Annotated in this window: 11 protein-coding genes; 4 read left to right on the top strand and 7 right to left on the bottom strand. The window is 71.6% G+C overall.

Features of this window, described 5'->3' with window-relative positions; translation table 11 throughout:
- The first annotated feature begins 174 nt into the window (after positions 1–174).
- Together H9652_RS05105 and H9652_RS05100 are read left to right on the top strand one after the other, a co-directional pair.
- The gene (locus H9652_RS05105; RefSeq protein ID WP_191795267.1) at positions 175–2,469 is read left to right on the top strand and encodes a DEAD/DEAH box helicase; all 2,295 of its coding nucleotides are present in this window, start codon (positions 175–177) and stop codon (positions 2,467–2,469) included.
- A 432-nt stretch (positions 2,470–2,901) separates the two neighbouring features.
- Positions 2,902–3,810 carry a DUF2268 domain-containing protein gene (locus H9652_RS05100; protein ID WP_191795265.1) on the top strand — a complete coding sequence of 303 codons (909 nt, stop codon included), beginning with the start codon at positions 2,902–2,904 and terminating at the stop codon, positions 3,808–3,810.
- A gap of 200 nt (positions 3,811–4,010) precedes the next feature.
- Here the strand turns inward: H9652_RS05100 and H9652_RS05095 are convergent, their stop codons facing one another.
- The 5 genes from H9652_RS05095 to H9652_RS05075 form a co-directional block, all read right to left on the bottom strand.
- Positions 4,011–4,454, bottom strand: a complete 444-nt coding sequence (locus H9652_RS05095) for a hypothetical protein (RefSeq protein ID WP_191795263.1) — start codon at positions 4,452–4,454, stop codon at positions 4,011–4,013.
- Entirely contained in the window at positions 4,451–5,923 is a 1,473-nt protein-coding gene (locus tag H9652_RS05090; protein ID WP_191795262.1) for an APC family permease, read from the bottom strand. Before H9652_RS05090 ends, H9652_RS05095 begins: the two co-directional genes overlap by 4 nt.
- A gap of 142 nt (positions 5,924–6,065) precedes the next feature.
- Positions 6,066–7,571: an MFS transporter gene (locus tag H9652_RS05085; RefSeq protein WP_191795260.1), complete on the bottom strand. Its 1,506-nt coding sequence runs from the start codon at positions 7,569–7,571 to the stop codon at positions 6,066–6,068.
- A gap of 117 nt (positions 7,572–7,688) precedes the next feature.
- Positions 7,689–8,438, bottom strand: coding sequence for a PIG-L deacetylase family protein (locus tag H9652_RS05080; RefSeq protein ID WP_191795258.1), 750 nt, complete (start codon positions 8,436–8,438; stop codon positions 7,689–7,691).
- A gap of 39 nt (positions 8,439–8,477) precedes the next feature.
- Positions 8,478–8,921: a RidA family protein gene (locus tag H9652_RS05075; protein WP_318243986.1), complete on the bottom strand. Its 444-nt coding sequence runs from the start codon at positions 8,919–8,921 to the stop codon at positions 8,478–8,480.
- A gap of 112 nt (positions 8,922–9,033) precedes the next feature.
- Here H9652_RS05075 and H9652_RS05070 point away from each other — a divergent pair, with 112 nt between their 5' ends.
- Complete coding sequence (locus H9652_RS05070; RefSeq protein ID WP_191795252.1) at positions 9,034–9,993, top strand: alpha/beta fold hydrolase; 960 nt, start codon at positions 9,034–9,036, stop codon at positions 9,991–9,993.
- 43 nt (positions 9,994–10,036) lie between these two features.
- Here H9652_RS05070 and pflA read toward each other — a convergent pair whose 3' ends face one another.
- Positions 10,037–11,047 (bottom strand): pyruvate formate-lyase-activating protein, encoded by a 1,011-nt coding sequence (gene pflA, locus H9652_RS05065; RefSeq protein WP_191795249.1) that lies wholly within the window; start codon positions 11,045–11,047, stop codon positions 10,037–10,039.
- A 21-nt stretch (positions 11,048–11,068) separates the two neighbouring features.
- Positions 11,069–13,351 (bottom strand): formate C-acetyltransferase, encoded by a 2,283-nt coding sequence (gene pflB, locus H9652_RS05060; RefSeq protein WP_191795247.1) that lies wholly within the window; start codon positions 13,349–13,351, stop codon positions 11,069–11,071.
- A 667-nt stretch (positions 13,352–14,018) separates the two neighbouring features.
- Between pflB and H9652_RS05055 the strand changes: the two genes are divergently transcribed.
- Positions 14,019–15,161 (top strand): carboxylate-amine ligase, encoded by a 1,143-nt coding sequence (locus H9652_RS05055; RefSeq protein WP_225227744.1) that lies wholly within the window; start codon positions 14,019–14,021, stop codon positions 15,159–15,161.
- The last annotated feature ends 39 nt before the right edge of the window (positions 15,162–15,200 follow it).

The raw sequence follows: 15,200 nt of genomic DNA, 5'->3' as shown, positions 1-15,200 counted from the left end.
CTCCGAGGAGCGGACCCCCCCCCCCGGGGGTTGGGCGGGTGGCGAAGGTGTCCTCGGGACTGGCACCTCTCGCCGGTGATAGCGTCACGAGGCCGTCGATCCTGGCATCGCGGCCGCCGGTCCTCCTCCAGAGTCCGTGCTCCCCCACCGACGTCCCCCAGGAGTGCCCGCCCGATGACCGCGCTCGACGTTCCCCGCCCCACGACCGAGCACGCGCGTGAGGTCGTCGCCCGGGCCGACGAGGTCGCCGCGCTGCTCTCGGGCCTCGCCGGCGCACCTGCCCGGTTCCGCGAGCACGTGCGCACCGCGTTCGGGTCGAGCCAGGAGGACAAGGTCCTGGGCGAGCTCTCGGCGATCGGGGTCGAGCGCCTGCGCGAGGTCAGCGGTGAGCGGCTGCGCGTGGGCCGCCTCGTCGACGGCGGCATCACGACCGTCGGGGACGTGCTGCGTGCAGGACCCGCCGGGCTCGAACGGCTGCCCGGGATCGGGCCGCAGACCGCGACGCACTGCCTCGCGGCCGCGGCGCAGATCGCCCACGCCGTCCAGGAGACCCTGCGGTTCCGCATCGACGACGCCCCGGGCGACCCGTTCACGACCGGCCTCGTCCAGGCCCTCGCAGGGCTCGACGCGGCGCGCACGGCCGCCGCGGTGCACCGACAGGTGGTCGTCACGTTCCTCGAGGGGCACACGGAGCACCGGGTCGCGGCCCAGGAGGCGACCCGCGCGGTCCGGACGTTCTTCTCGCTGCCCGCGCGGCGCCGTCGGGCAGCGGACGCCGTGCGCGACCTCGCACGGCTGGTCGCCGACGCCGAGCGGTCCGGGACCGTCGCGGCCGCAGGGCGGGTCGGCGCCCTCGACACCGAGCCTGTCGACGCCTTCGAGGCGTGGACCGACTTCCGGGCACGCTCGGCGACGTACTACGCGCTGCTCGACGACGTCGTGGACATCGGGCGCGACCTCCAGGCCACCGAGGGCCACCTGCCGCCCGAGCTCCTGGCCCGTGTGGACGAGCAGCCGCTCGACCAGTCCCTCCTGACCGCCTCGTTGCGCGGGTACCAGGTGTTCGGGGCGCGCTACGCCCTGGCGCAGCGGCGCACGATCCTGGGCGACGAGATGGGCCTCGGCAAGACCGTCCAGGCCATCGCCGCGATGGCGCACCTCGCCGCGGGCGGCGCGACGCACTTCCTCGTGGTGTGCCCCGCGAGCGTCATGACGAGCTGGGTGCGCGAGGTCGCGCGGCACAGCACGTTGCGCTCGCTCGACGTCCACGGCCCCGAGCGTGCCGAGGAGGCCGCGCAGTGGGCGCGCGAGGGCGGCGTGGCCGTGACGACGTTCGAGCAGGTCGGGCTCCTGCCGCTCGACCTGCCCACACCCGCGATGCTCGTGGTCGACGAGGCGCACTACGTCAAGAACCCCGAGGCCAAGAGGTCCCAGGCCGTGGCCGCCTGGGCCGGGCGCACCGAGCACGTGCTGTTCCTGACCGGCACGGTGATGGAGAACCGCGTCGAGGAGTTCCGACGCCTCGTCGCCTACCTCCAGCCCGAGGTCGCCGAGCAGGTCAGCGCCGCGCACGGCGCCGCGGGCGCCGGGCGGTTCCGGCTCGCCGTGGCCCCCGTGTACCTCCGGCGCAACCAGGAGGACGTGCTCGAGGAGCTGCCCGAGCTCGTCCAGGTCGAGGAGTGGGAGTCGTTCGGCCCGGCCGACGGCGCCGCCTACCGCGCCGCGGTGCGCGAGGGCAGCTTCATGGCCATGCGCCGGGCCGCGTACGCCGTCGAGCACCCCGAGGACTCGGCCAAGGTGCGCCGGCTCGTCGAGCTCGTCGAGGAGGCCACGGGGAACGGCCGCAAGGTCGTGGTGTTCACGTACTTCCGCGACGTCGTCGACCTCGTGGTGCGCGCGCTGGGCGACCTCGCCACCGGACCGCTCACGGGTTCCGTGGGGGCGAGCGCCCGCCAGACGATCCTCGACGACTTCACGACCTCGCCCGTGCCCCGGGCGCTGGTGAGCCAGATCGACGTGGGCGGGGTCGGCGTCAACCTCCAGGCGGCGTCCGTCGTCATCCTGTGCGAGCCGCAGGTCAAGCCCACGACCGAGGCGCAGGCCGTCGCACGCGCCCATCGCATGGGCCAGGTGCGCACCGTGCAGGTGCACCGGCTGCTCGTCGCCGACACGGTCGACGAGCGCATGGTCGAGATCCTCGGGACCAAGGCCCGGCTGTTCGACGCCTACGCGCGGCGCAGCGTCCTGGCCGACGCGCTGCCCGGCGCGGTCGACGTGTCGGAGGCCCGGCTCGCGCAGACGATCGTCGCGGCCGAGCAGGCACGGTGGCTCGGCGGGGAGCCGGTCGCGTCGGGTGGCGCCGGGGTGACGGTGGCCCAGGGGATCGTGGCAGACCGCGAGGTGCTGGACCACGACGTGCAGGACGCGCCCGTCGACGTGCCGTGGGGCGACGGCGGCGCCGACGTGTGACGCCATCCCTCCGGTCAGGCGACGCGTGCCGCCCGACGTCGAGCAGGACGGCCGTCGGCTCTCCGCTGCGGGTGTCGCCGACCCCGGACGAACCGACCGGGCCGGAGATCGCGCTCCCGTGAGCGCGGGGCCCGGTACGCGACCAACTGCGCACACCCTCGAAGAAGGTCATCCGGCACTTCGGCGGCTCGGCGCTCGGGCACGCTCCCGACGACGCGGCTCCTCCCACCGACCCCTGGTTCGACTCGCTGTCCGAGTCCGACGGCTGGAACCCCGCGACGGAGCACACCTTCGACACGGCTCTCGTGGTGCTGGGCGAGTCGAGCTCAGGTTGCTACGGGGTGGCTGAGGAGGACTAGCCGTACCGACCGGGAATACTGATCGGGGAACTGGTTGACCTTGTCGTAGCGGCAGTGTTTAGGGTCGCTTGTCATGACCATCTCAGTGATTGACAGCGCCTCGGGTATGAGCCGGGTCCTGACGGCGGCCGCGCAGGACCGCGCCGACCTCATTCGTGACATGTGGGCTCCGATGGCGGGGATGTACCACTTCATCCCCGGCGGCGTGGACATGGCCACCGTGCACCAGCAGAACTTCGGCTTCCGTCCGGACTCTGCGCTCGAGCAGGTCCGCGACGGCCTGGAGTCCCTTGTCGCGGCCGATGCGTGGACCCGCATCGAGAAGGCCCTCGAGGACGGCGTCGCAGCGTTGGCGGCCGCCGGTCCGGGTGTGACGATCCCCGACCTGAACGTGCTGCTCGTCCTGGGGGATCCGACCAGCAGGCACTTCGTCGACGAGGTGCAGGGGATCTCGGGGTTCGGCGGTATCAGCGGCTACATCACCATCACCGTCTGGCCCACCTCGCGCGTCCTCGATCGCCTCGAGGCGATCACGGTCCACGAGCTGCACCACAACGTGCGCTATTCACCCGGCGGGATCGTGTGGGACCCACAGACGGTGACGATCGGCGAGCACGTCGTGTCCGAAGGGCTCGCCGACGTCTTCGCGTCCGAGCTGTACGGCGACGCCGGATACACCCACTTCGTGCGCGATGAGACCCGCTCCGACGACCAGGTCCTGGCCAAGGTCGCCAGCGGCCTGAGCGTCACAGGAATGGCAGACTTCGCCGCCTGGGTGCTGGGCGACTCCAGCGCACAGCTCTTCGGTGTCGAGCCCGTCGGCCTGCCGACCGGGGCCGGCTATGCAGCCGGGGCTCGGCTTGTCCGCGCCTACCTCGACGCCACGGGCACCACGGCCGCCCAGAGCGTCGACGCTCCCGCGTCCGAGATCCTGCGCGTTGCGCTGCCACGGCTGGGCCTGACCCCAGACGCGGCACACTGAGCAGCACGTCGAACGACCACCTGCGGATGCGTCGAGAGGGTTGCGAACCGCGCAGGGACGTGATGCTCGAAGGCTTCAACGTCCGCTACGGGCCGAGGTCGTTCGACGGTGGCACGAACCAGCCACCCGTCACGCGGGCGATCAGTGTCCCCCGTCAGTACAACTAGGCGTCGAACCGTGACCGCGCGGCGGTCACCGCCTCACCCCGCCACGTCGGCGGTCTTGAGGTCGTCGACGAACGCCTGGAACTCGTCCAGCTCCTCGGGGCAGTAGACCTCGATGATGAGCAGCTGCCCCTGGACCACACGGCTGTCCGCGATGACCGGCCGGGCGCCCGGGCCCGTGGCGCCGTTCGCGAGCTGCGCGAGCAGGGTCGCCCGGCTGAGCGCCTCGTTGGGGTTGGCGCACGTCGCGCCGCCGTCGTCGCCGAGGACGCGCACGACCTGGTCCTTGTCGGGCGTGCGCACCCCGGCCTCCTCGATCGCCGCGATCAGCTCGTCCGCCTTCTCCGACGCACGAGCCGACTCCCTGACGGTGGTGAACGCGAGGACCCCCCATACGCCCATCGCGACGAGGATCACGCACGCGCCGACGTAGATCCACCGACGCTCGTGCCGCGGCTGGTTCTCCTCCGGCGTGCTCACGAGGCCACCTCCGTCGACTCGGCCTGCTTCCAGGTCGGCTTGCGGAACCGGTAGAACAGGAACGGCACGAACAGGCCCAGCCCCAGGGCCCCGCCGCCCACGATGAGGAAGTAGACCAGCGGGCTACCGGAGGAGAACTGCGACGGCGGGACGAACCCGACCAGCAGCGCGGCCAGCGAGGCTGCGAAGCCCACCCCGCACATGCTCACGAGCATCGGGGCCCGGAAGCCGCGCGGGTGGTCGGGCTGACGACGGCGCAGGTTGATCGCGGCCACGAACATCAGCAGATACATGATCAGGTACACCTGCGTCGTGATGACGGAGAAGATCCAGTAGGCGCTCGAGACGTCGGGGATCAGCGCGTAGGCGAGGCCGATCACCGTGGTCACGATGCCCTGGACGACCAGGATGTTCTGCTGGACACCGTTCTTGTTGAGCCGCTGCAGGAACGGTGGGAGGTACCCCTCCTGGCGGGAGATGAGCAGCAGGCCCTTGGACGGACCGGCCAGCCACGTGAGCATGCCACCGAGCGAGGCCGTGACGAGCATGATGCCCACGATGGGCGTCAGCCACTGCCACCCGAAGTTGGCGAACACCGCGTCGAAGGCCTGCATCACGCCGGCCGTGAGCGAGAGCTCCTCGGCGGGCACGATCCAGCTGATGGCCAGCGCAGGAAGGATGAAGATCGCCAGCACCATGCCCATCGCGAGGAACATCGACTTCGGGAACTGCTTCCCGGGGTTCTTCAGCGACGACACGTGGACCGCGTTCATCTCCATACCGGAGTAGGACAGGAAGTTGTTGACGATGAGAACGAGGCTCGAGAGCCCGGCCCAGGCCGGCAGCAGGTTGTCGGCCGTCATGGGCGCCGCGGACTCGTTCCCCTGACCGAGGAACACGACACCGAGGGTCACGAGCACGACACCGGGGATCAGGGTCCCGATGATGAGCCCACCGCTCGCGAGGCCGGCGACGCCCTTGGTGCCGCGCGAGGAGACCCAGACGCCGGACCAGTAGACGACGATGATCACGGCCGCCGTCCAGACCCCGCTGCTGGCGAGCGCGGGGTTGATGACGTACGCGAGCGTGCTCGCGACGAACCCGAGCAGGCTCGGGTAGTAGAAGATCGTCATGGCGAACTGGCACCACACCGCGAGGAAGCCCATGGGCTTCGAGATGCCCTCGGAGACCCACTTGTAGATCCCGCCCGTCCACCCGGAGGCGAGCTCCGCCGACACCAGCGACGTCGGCAGCAGGAAGACGACCGCGGGCAGCAGGTAGAGGAACACGCAGGCGAGGCCGTAGACGGCCATCGTCGGCGCGGCGCGCAGGCTCGCGACCGAGCTCGTCGTCATCATCGCCAGCGCGACCCAGGAGATCCACTGGGTGTTCGTCGCGCGCGTGCGGGCGGCCGGGACCGCCGTCGTGCCGTCGACAGGGACGTCGGCGGGGATGTCGGCGGCGCTCATCGCGCGTCCTGCGGGGGTGCTTGCGTGGTCATCACTGCCTCCGTCGACGTCGTCGGTCAGGCCTTGGTTCGAGTGTGCCGCCCGAGGAACCGGGAGCACGTCATCCAGATCGGGTGAACCGCACCGACCGGGGAGAGGGTGCTCAGTCCCGGTCTGAGCCGGTTCGTCCTGCTGTCGCCGAGGTCGGCAGCGTGAAGGAGACCGCGGCTGCCGCCGCGGCGGCGTCGTCGAGCGTCCCCTTCGTGGCACGGTGGCGGCCGATCACGACCGCCATGAGCACGCCGAGGAAGCTGAAGATCGCCATCATCCAGGCGGCGGCCGCCAGCCCCGAGGCCAGGGCGTCGCCCTGCGCGGCCCCGGCAGCCGTCCGGGTCGCGATCACGTTGCCGTAGATGGTGGCGGCCAGCGCCGTCGCGACCGCGGCGCCGACGTACCGGGCCATGTTGGAGATCCCCGAGGCCCCGCCGACCTGGTTCTCCGGCACCGCGGCCGTGGCCGCCGCCGACGCAGGGCCGTTGGAGAGGCCCATGCCGACCGCGATCGCGACCAACGGCAGCAGGAACGCGCTGTACACCCAGGTCTCGTTCACGAGGCCCACGACCACGAAGCCGACCGTGGTCAGGGCGAAACCGAGCCCGATCGTCTGCCGACCGCCGATCTTCGCCGCGAGCCGCGGCACGAGCGGGGCGATCACCACGAGTCCCACGGTCGCCGGGAGCGTCGCGAGCCCCGCCTGGAGCGGGCTGAAGCCCAGGGTGGCGGGGTCCTGGAAGTACAGGCTCAGGAGGTACATCAGGCCGTTGATCGTGCCCGCCCCGATGAGGATCGCGATGGTCGAACCCACGAGGACGCGGTTGCGCAGCAGGGCGAGGTCCACGAGCGGGACGGCCACCCGCCCCTCGACGACGACGAACGCGACGGCCGCCCCGACAGAGATCGCGAAGCACCCCAGCGTGGCCACCGAGAACCAGCCCCAGTCGCCGCTCTTGGTCACGCCCAGGATGAGCGGGGTCAGCGTCAGCGCGATGAGCACGGTGCCCGCGTAGTCGATCGTCCTCGGCCGGTCGGGGTCCCTCGACTCGGCGACCGTCAGCACCGTCAGGACCATGCACAGGACCGCGATCCCCGCGTCGATCCAGAACAGCCCCTGCCACCCCGTGACGTCGACGAGCACGCCGCCGACCAGCGGACCGGCCGCGGCCCCCACGGCCGCCGCGGCGCCCCACAGGGAGACGGCGCGGAGCTGTGCATCGCCCGAGTTCGCGACCGACAGGAGACTGAGGCCGCACGCGAGGATCGTCGCCCCCGCCGCGCCCTGGATCACGCGACCGGCGATGACCATGCCCCCGGACCCGGCCAGCGCGATCATCACGCACGACACGACGAACAGCAGCAGGCCGAGCTGGAACACCCGACGACGACCGAAGACGTCGCCCAACGAGCCCGAGGTGACGATGACAGCCGCCCCGACGAGCGAGTAGCCCGTCACGGCCCACTGCAGCGTGGTCACGGACGTCCCGGTGTCCTCGGAGATCGCCGGGAGCAGGATGCTGACCGCCGACGTGTTCGCGTTGACCACCAGCGTGGAGATGCACGTGGCCGCGAGGACCCCGCCCGTCCGGCTCCTGACCTGCGCAACATCACTCATCGCACTGCCCCTTCCCGTGACGGGCTCGGGGCGGGTACCCCTCCCACACGGTAGGGCAGATGGCCGCGGCGCTCCTGTCGAAACGGCCCGCGACCAGCCAGGGGTGCCGCCGCTGCGCTAGTCCTCCCAGCCCATGCGGAGCACCTCGAACGCGGTGGCGTGCTCGACGTCCATGCGAGCGCCGCCCGCCCGGGACATGGTCGCGAGGAACTCCGCCGGGTCGAAGTGCTCCCACCCGAGGCCGGCGATGTAGGCGGCATGGGCCGTGAGCGAGGCCACGCCCGCGTCGAACGTCCCCGTCACGTCGACGCCGTGGGCCGCGTCCGGTGAGCCGGCGACCCAGACCTGCCGCACGCCGCCCCACGGCTCCAGGCCCGCCTCGACCTGGTCGTGGAAGACCCAGCGGTTGCCCGCGTCGCGCACGGCGTCGACGACGGCACGGCCGGTCGCGATGTGGTCGGCCTGGTTGAGCATCCCGCCCGGGAACGTCTCGCGGTAGTTGCCCGTGATGACGACCTCGGGGCGGTGACGCCTGATCGCCGCCGTGACGGCCGACCGCAGCGGCAGCCCGTACTCGAGAACGCCGTCGGGCAGGCCGAGGAACTCGACCTCGTCCACGCCCACGATCGCGGCCGACGCGACCTGCTCGGCCTCGCGCACGGCGCGCGCCTCGGCAGGCGCGAGGCCGTCGATCCCGGCCTCGCCGCTCGTGACCATGGCGTAGACCACGGTCTTGCCCTGCCCGGTCCAGCGCGCGACGGCCGCGGCCGCACCGAACTCCATGTCGTCCGGGTGGGCCACGACCGCGAGCGCCCGGGTCCAGTCCTCTGTCAGCGGGGTCAGGGGTGTCTGAGGTGGGAGGTCCATGCCTCCCACGGTATGCCCGGGCGCCCTCGCGTGGCGGGGTCAGCGGATCGCCGCGACCGCCTCGACCTCGACGAGCTGGTCGTCGTACCCGAGCGCGGCGACGCCGAGCAGCGTGCTCGGCGGGTCGTGCGGGGCCAGCGCGTCGCGCACGACCTCCCACGCAGCCACGAGGTCGTCCTGCGACGTCGAGGCGACGTACACGGTCGTCTTGACGAGGTCTGCGAAGGTCGCGCCCGCGTCCTCGAGCGAGACCCGCAGGTTGGCCATGCTCTGCGCGGCCTGGGCCCGCACGTCCCCGACGCCCACGGTCGCTCCGTCGGCGTCGAGCGGGCACGCGCCTGCGGCGTGGACGAGACGGGCGCCGGACGGGACGACGGTCGCGTAGGCGTACTCGGCGACGTCGGACAGACGGGGGCTGCGCACGAGCCGTGCGACGGGGGTCGACGGCTCGGTGGTCGACTGTGCAGCGGGGGAAGAGGGCACGGGTTCTCCTCGGGGTCGATGGGGTGTTCCTCGATCCTCCGTCATCCGGGCGCGGGGATCCAGGCATTTCGGGCTCGGTGCCCGCCCAGGGGTGCGCGATAGCGTGGCTCGCATGACGTCGAACGGTTCCCCGGTCACGCACCACACCACAGCGACCCTCCACGACGGCGGCACGATCCGCGTCGAGGTCACGGGGACGGGCCCCGCCGTCCTGCTCCCGGTCAACCCGGTCCCGGCCACGGGGCCGCAGGCCGACGAGCTCCGGACGTGGGGCGTCGACCCCGCGCTCGGCCGGACCTTGGTCGACGCCCTCTCCCCCACGTTCCGCGTGGTCGCGGCCGACTACGAGGGGCACCGCATGGCTCACCCGGCCCCGGACACGCTGACCCCGGAGAACGTCGCGGCCGACCTGCTCGCGATGGCCGACGCCGCAGGCGCCGAGACCTTCGCGTACTACGGGTACTCGTGGCTCGCGCTGAGCGGCCTCCAGCTCGCGCTGCGCACGACGCGCCTGAGCGCGCTCGCCATGGGCGGCTTCCCTCCGCGGGGCGGGCCGTACGCGGGCATGCTCGCGGTCACGCGCGCGACGCACGCCATGACGGCCGAGGCCCCGGCCGAGCCCAGAGACGGCCCGACGGCGCCGCGCGAGGCGAGCGACGTCGTCGAGCACGAGGAGCGTGCGCAGGCGACGGACGAGGCGACGACCGCGGCCCAGGACCCGGAGGGCTTCGACTGGGACGCGTTCGACATGACGCTCGGCGAGGGTCAGACGCGCCAGTTCGTGACGCTGTACGAGGCGCTCGAGGGTTTCGACGACCGGGCGGCGCTGACCACGGTGACCTGCCCGCGCCTCGCGTTCGCGGGGACGGCCGACGAGATCGAGTACGGCGAGAGGTGGGGCGGGGTGCACGTGAGCATCGGCGGCGCACTGGCCGCCCGCGCCGACGAGCTGCGGGCCGCGGGCTGGGACGTGCGCCTGCTCGACGGCCTGGACCACACCCGGGCCATGCAGCCGGACGCGGTGCTGCCGGTGCTGGGCCCGTGGTTGGCCTCCGTGCTCACCGGGGAATGAGGAGCGGGCCCCCGCGGCTCGTCGCTCAGGGTCGGGCGGCCGGTCAGTAGACCGTGAGGCCCTTCGCGCGGAACTGGTCGCGCACACGATCGACCAGCTCGACGTCGGGCGCGGGGGTGTCGGTGAGCTCGTACTCGCGCCCGAGCGTCTCCCACTTGTCACGGCCCATCTGGTGGAAGGGCAGGACCTCGACCCGGGTGACCGTGCCGGGCCGGATCTCGTTGAGCGAGGCGGCGTAGTCCGCGACGACGTCGACGTGCTCGGCCTGGTCGGTCAGGCCCGGGACCAGCACGTACCGGACCCAGACCTCGACGGGGCGCTCTGCCGTGACACCGCCGGGCAGGCCCGACTCGGCCAGACGCCGGCCGAACTTCAGGGTCGGCTCCAGGGCGCGGCCCGTGACCTTCTCGTACGTCGCGGCGTCACCCGACTTGACGTCGAGCAGCACCAGGTCGGTGTCCGCGAGCATCTCGTCGCTCAGGTTCGCCCCGAGGAAGCCCGAGGTGTCGAGCGTGGTGTGCACGCCCATCTCCTTGGCACCCCGCAGGATGCGGGCGGCGAACGCGGGCTGCATGAGCACCTCGCCGCCCGAGAGGGTCAGCCCGCCCTTGGTGGCGCGGAAGACCGGCAGGTACCGCTTGATGCGAGCCAGGAGCTCGTCGGCCGTGACCGGCTCCCCGTCCTTCATCTGCAGGGTGTCGGGGTTGTGGCAGTACAGGCACCGCAACGGGCACCCGTTGAGGAAGACCGTCAGGCGCGTGCCCGGGCCGTCCACCGCGGTCACGAGCTCCCAGGAGTGCACGGAGCCGAGCTCGCCCGAGCGCATCATCGCGAGCTTGTCGTGCCGGTCGAGGTCCTCGGCCGTCGAAAGGCCCGAGACGCCGGCCCCCGTCCGGCGGCGGGGGGCCTCCGGTGCGTCCAGGTCGCTGTCGTGACCCAGGCCGTCACCGGAGGTCCGCCACGGCAGCGGAGCCGAGGCGACCCCGTCGACCCCGTAGCGGGCGGCGGCACGCGCGGGCACCTGGCCTGCTGCGGGCGTCGAGAGAGTCGTCATGATGGTTCCGCCGTTCTGCGCTCAGAGAGCGCCGTGGAAGGTCCGCGAGAGGACGTCGAGCTGCTGCTCGCGGGTGAGCCGCACGAAGTTCACGGCGTACCCGGAGACACGGATGGTGAGCTGCGGGTAGTTCTCGGGGTGCTCCATGGCGTCCTCGAGAGTCTCCTTCACCAGCACGTTGACGTTCATGTGGTAGCCGTCGCCACCGACCGACGCGTCGAGCAGACCCGCGAGGTTCGCGACCTGCTCGTCCCGGGTACGGCCCAGGCCGCTCGGGACGACCGTGTTGGTCAGCGAGATGCCGTCCTGCGCCTCGTTGTACGGCAGCTTCGCGACCGACAGGGCCGAGGCGAGCATGCCGTGCGTGTCGCGCCCGTTCATCGGGTTGGCACCCGGCGAGAAGGGCTCGCCCGCGCGGCGGCCGTCAGGCGTGTTGCCCGTGGCCTTGCCGTAGACGACGTTCGACGTGATGGTCAGGACGGACTGCGTCGGCAGGGCGTCGCGGTACATCTTGTGCGAACGGATCTTCGCCATGAACGACTCGACGAGCTCGACCGCGATCGAGTCGACGCGGTCGTCGTCGTTGCCGTAGGCCGGGTAGTCGCCCTCGGTCACGTAGTCGACCACGATGCCGCGCTCGTCGAACACGGGCGTGACCTTGGCGTACCTGATGGCCGACAGGGAGTCCGCCGCGACCGCGAGACCCGCGATGCCGCAGGCCATGGTCCGCAGGACCTCCTTGTCGTGGAGGGCCATCTCGAGACGCTCGTAGGCGTACTTGTCGTGCGACCAGTGGATGCAGTTGAGCGCCTCGACGTAGGTCTCGGCGAGCCAGTCCATCGTCTTGTCGAAGCGGGCGCGGACGTCGTCGTAGTCGAGGGGCTGGCCCTCGGGCACGGGGGCGACGACCGGGGACACCTGCTTGCCCGTGACCTCGTCCTTGCCGCCGTTGATGGCGTACAGGAGGGTCTTGGCGAGGTTCACGCGGGCACCGAAGAACTGCATCTGCTTGCCGACCGCCATGGGCGAGACGCAGCACGCGATCGCGGCGTCGTCACCCCAGGCCGGACGGATCTGCTCGTCCGACTCGTACTGGACGGCCGAGGTGTCGATCGAGACCTTGGCGCAGAAGTCCTTGAACCCCTGCGGCAGGCGCGGGCTCCAGAAGACGGTCATGTTGGGCTCGGGGGCCGGGCCCAGGTTGTACAGCGTCTGCAGGAAGCGGAACGAGTTCTTCGTGACGAGCGGACGACCGTCGTCGCCCATGCCACCGATGGTCTCGGTGACCCACGTCGGGTCGCCCGAGAACAGGGAGTCGTACTCCGGGGTGCGCAGGAAGCGCACGATCCGCAGCTTGATGACGAAGTCGTCGATGATCTCCTGCGCCTGCTCCTCGGTGATGACACCGGCGGCCAGGTCGCGCTCGAGGTACACGTCGAGGAAGGTCGAGGTGCGGCCCAGCGACATCGCGGCGCCGTTCTGCTCCTTGACCGCGGCGAGGTAGCCGAAGTAGAGCCACTGGACGGCCTCGCGGGCGTTGGTGGCCGGGCCCGAGATGTCGTAGCCGTACGAGGCGGCCATCGCCTTGAGCTCGCCGAGCGCACGGATCTGCTCCGCGTGCTCCTCGCGCTCGCGCACGATCTTCTCGCTGAACGGCTGGGTGTCGAGGTCCAGCTTGTCGAGCTTCTTGGCGGCGACGAGCTGGTCGACACCGTAGAGCGCGACGCGGCGGTAGTCACCGATGATGCGGCCGCGGCCGTAGGCGTCGGGCAGGCCCGTGATGATGTGCGAGCTGCGCGCGGCGCGGACGTTCGGCGGGTAGATGTCGAAGACGCCCTGGTTGTGGGTCTTGCGGTACTCGCTGAAGACCTTCTTGAGCTCCTGGTCGACCGGGTAGCCGTAGGTCTCGAGCGCGCCCTCGACCATGCGCCATCCGCCGTTCGGCATGATCGCGCGCTTGAGCGGGGCGTCGGTCTGGAGGCCGACGATGACCTCGGAGTCCTTGTCGATGTACCCGGGTGCGTGCGCCGTGATGCCGGCGGGCGTGTGCGGGTCGACGTCGTAGATGCCCTTCTCGCGCTCGGCGGGGAACATCTCGGAGAGCTTGGCCCAGATGCCGGTCGTGCGCTCCGTCGGTCCGGCGAGGAAGGAGTCGTCACCCTCGTACGGGGTGTAGTTGCGCTGGATGAAGTCGCGCACGTCGACCGTGTCCTGCCAGGGACCTGCGGTGAAGCCTGCCCATGCGGGGACTGTCGCGTCGTCCTGGCCGCCAGTGGTGCCGCGAGCCTCGGAAATGCTGGTCATATCACTCTCCTCGACGTCCACACCGCGCTGCCTGCGCGGCGGGGGTAAAGACCTTGGTCGACGCGGGAAATCCGTGCCGTCCTGCCGTTCTCCTTCGCCCTTTCAGGCTACGACCCGCAGAGGGTGCCGGCGTGGCAAAGGCGCTGTCACCTGGCTCACAGGCCGCGGCGCCGAAATGATGCCCGAGGCCGGAAGAACGGCGGAATTCCAACCCTTCTACGACCTTCAACATGCATCTAAGCGACTTCATTCCACCTTGTGACGGTCTTCACATGACCTTTTCGTGGGAGTCTTTAGACCCCTTGCTCGGGACCAAAGTCCCTTGCGGAACAGCCCTCGGTCCGCGGCGTTCCCCTATTCGCCGAAAAACCTCACCTTACGGGCGTCCGCACACCCGTGCACCCACGCGGCGGTCGGCTCGACCAGGAACCGCCGGAGACGTCGAGATGCCGCCCGCCCCCACCCGGTGTCCGGGCCGACGGCGAGCGGCATCTCACGGCGAGCTGTCCGACACGCCTCGACCCCCCTATGCACGGGGCGGCCCCCTCACCGCTCGCCCCGCCCGCCGAGCCGCGCCCCGCCGTCGGGCACCCCGTGGGCGCCTCACGCCGCCCTCCGGACGTCCCCCTGCGTGCGAAGCACACCCCGGGCGTGTGAGACTGCCTCGATGCGAACCATGGGAGTCGAGGAGGAGTTCCTCCTCGTCGGGCCCGACGGCATCCCCACCGCCGTCGCGACCGAGGTCATCGAGTCGTCCAGCACCACCGAGGTCACCGAGGGAGGGCTCGGGGCGTCGGGCGGCTCACGCCCTGACCGGCCCGACGACGCGCCCGGCGGCGACCTCGAGCTCGAGCTCATGGAGGAGCAGCTCGAGACCGGCACGCACCCCTGCGCGAACCTGTCCGACCTCGCCCAGGAGATCCGCGACGGGCGCATCCGAGCCAACAAGGCCGCCGAGCAGCGCGACGCGCGCATCGTGGCGCTCGGCACCTCGCCCGTCCCCGTCTCCCCCACCACGGTCGGCAAGCTCCGCTACCTCGAGGCGCGCGCCGCGTTCGGGCTCACGGCACGCGAACAGCTCACGGGCGGCTGCCACGTGCACGTCGCGGTCTCCTCGGACGCCGAGGGAGTCGCGGTCCTCGACCGGATCGGCCCCTGGCTCGCCCCGCTCCTCGCGCTGAGCGCCAACTCGCCCTACTGGCAGGGCGAGGACAGCGGGTACGCGAGCTTCCGCTCCCAGGTGTGGTCGCGGTGGCCGACGGCGGGCCCCGCCCCGTCGTTCGGCACGCCCGAGGCGTACCGCGCCACGGTCGACGCGCTCGTCGCCACGGGCACGATCCTCGACACCGCGATGATCTACTTCGACGCCCGGCTGTCCGCGTCCTACCCGACCGTCGAGATCCGCGTCGCAGACGTGTGCCTCGACGCCGACACCGCGACCCTCCTCGCGGCCCTGGCCCGCGGACTCGTCGAGACCGCGGCGCGCGAGGCCGACGCCGGCACCTCCGCGCCCATGCTCCACCCCGAGCTCCTGCGCACCGCGTCCTGGCGGGCCGGGCGCTCCGGGATCTCGGGCGACCTCGTCTCGCCCCTCACCTGGAAGCCCGCGACCGCGCACGACGTCGTGGGTCAGCTCGTCGCGCACGTGCGCGAGGCGCTCGTCGACGCGGGCGACCTCGACGCCGTGACCGAGCTGCTCGGGAGGCTGTGGTCGAACGGCGGCGGAGCGGGGCGTCAGCGGACGTGGTTCGCGGGCTCGGGCGACCTGCGCGCCGTGGTCGAGCGCGCCGCGGAGGCGACGCTGGCCTGAGCCACGGCGAACGCACGAGGGGCGCGGACCGTGCGGTCC

It is taken from the genome of Oerskovia rustica (assembly GCF_014836555.1).
Lineage (GTDB): Bacteria > Actinomycetota > Actinomycetes > Actinomycetales > Cellulomonadaceae > Oerskovia > Oerskovia rustica.
Note: the sequence above shows the minus strand (reverse complement) of the source record. Positions and strands in the feature narration are given on the sequence as shown.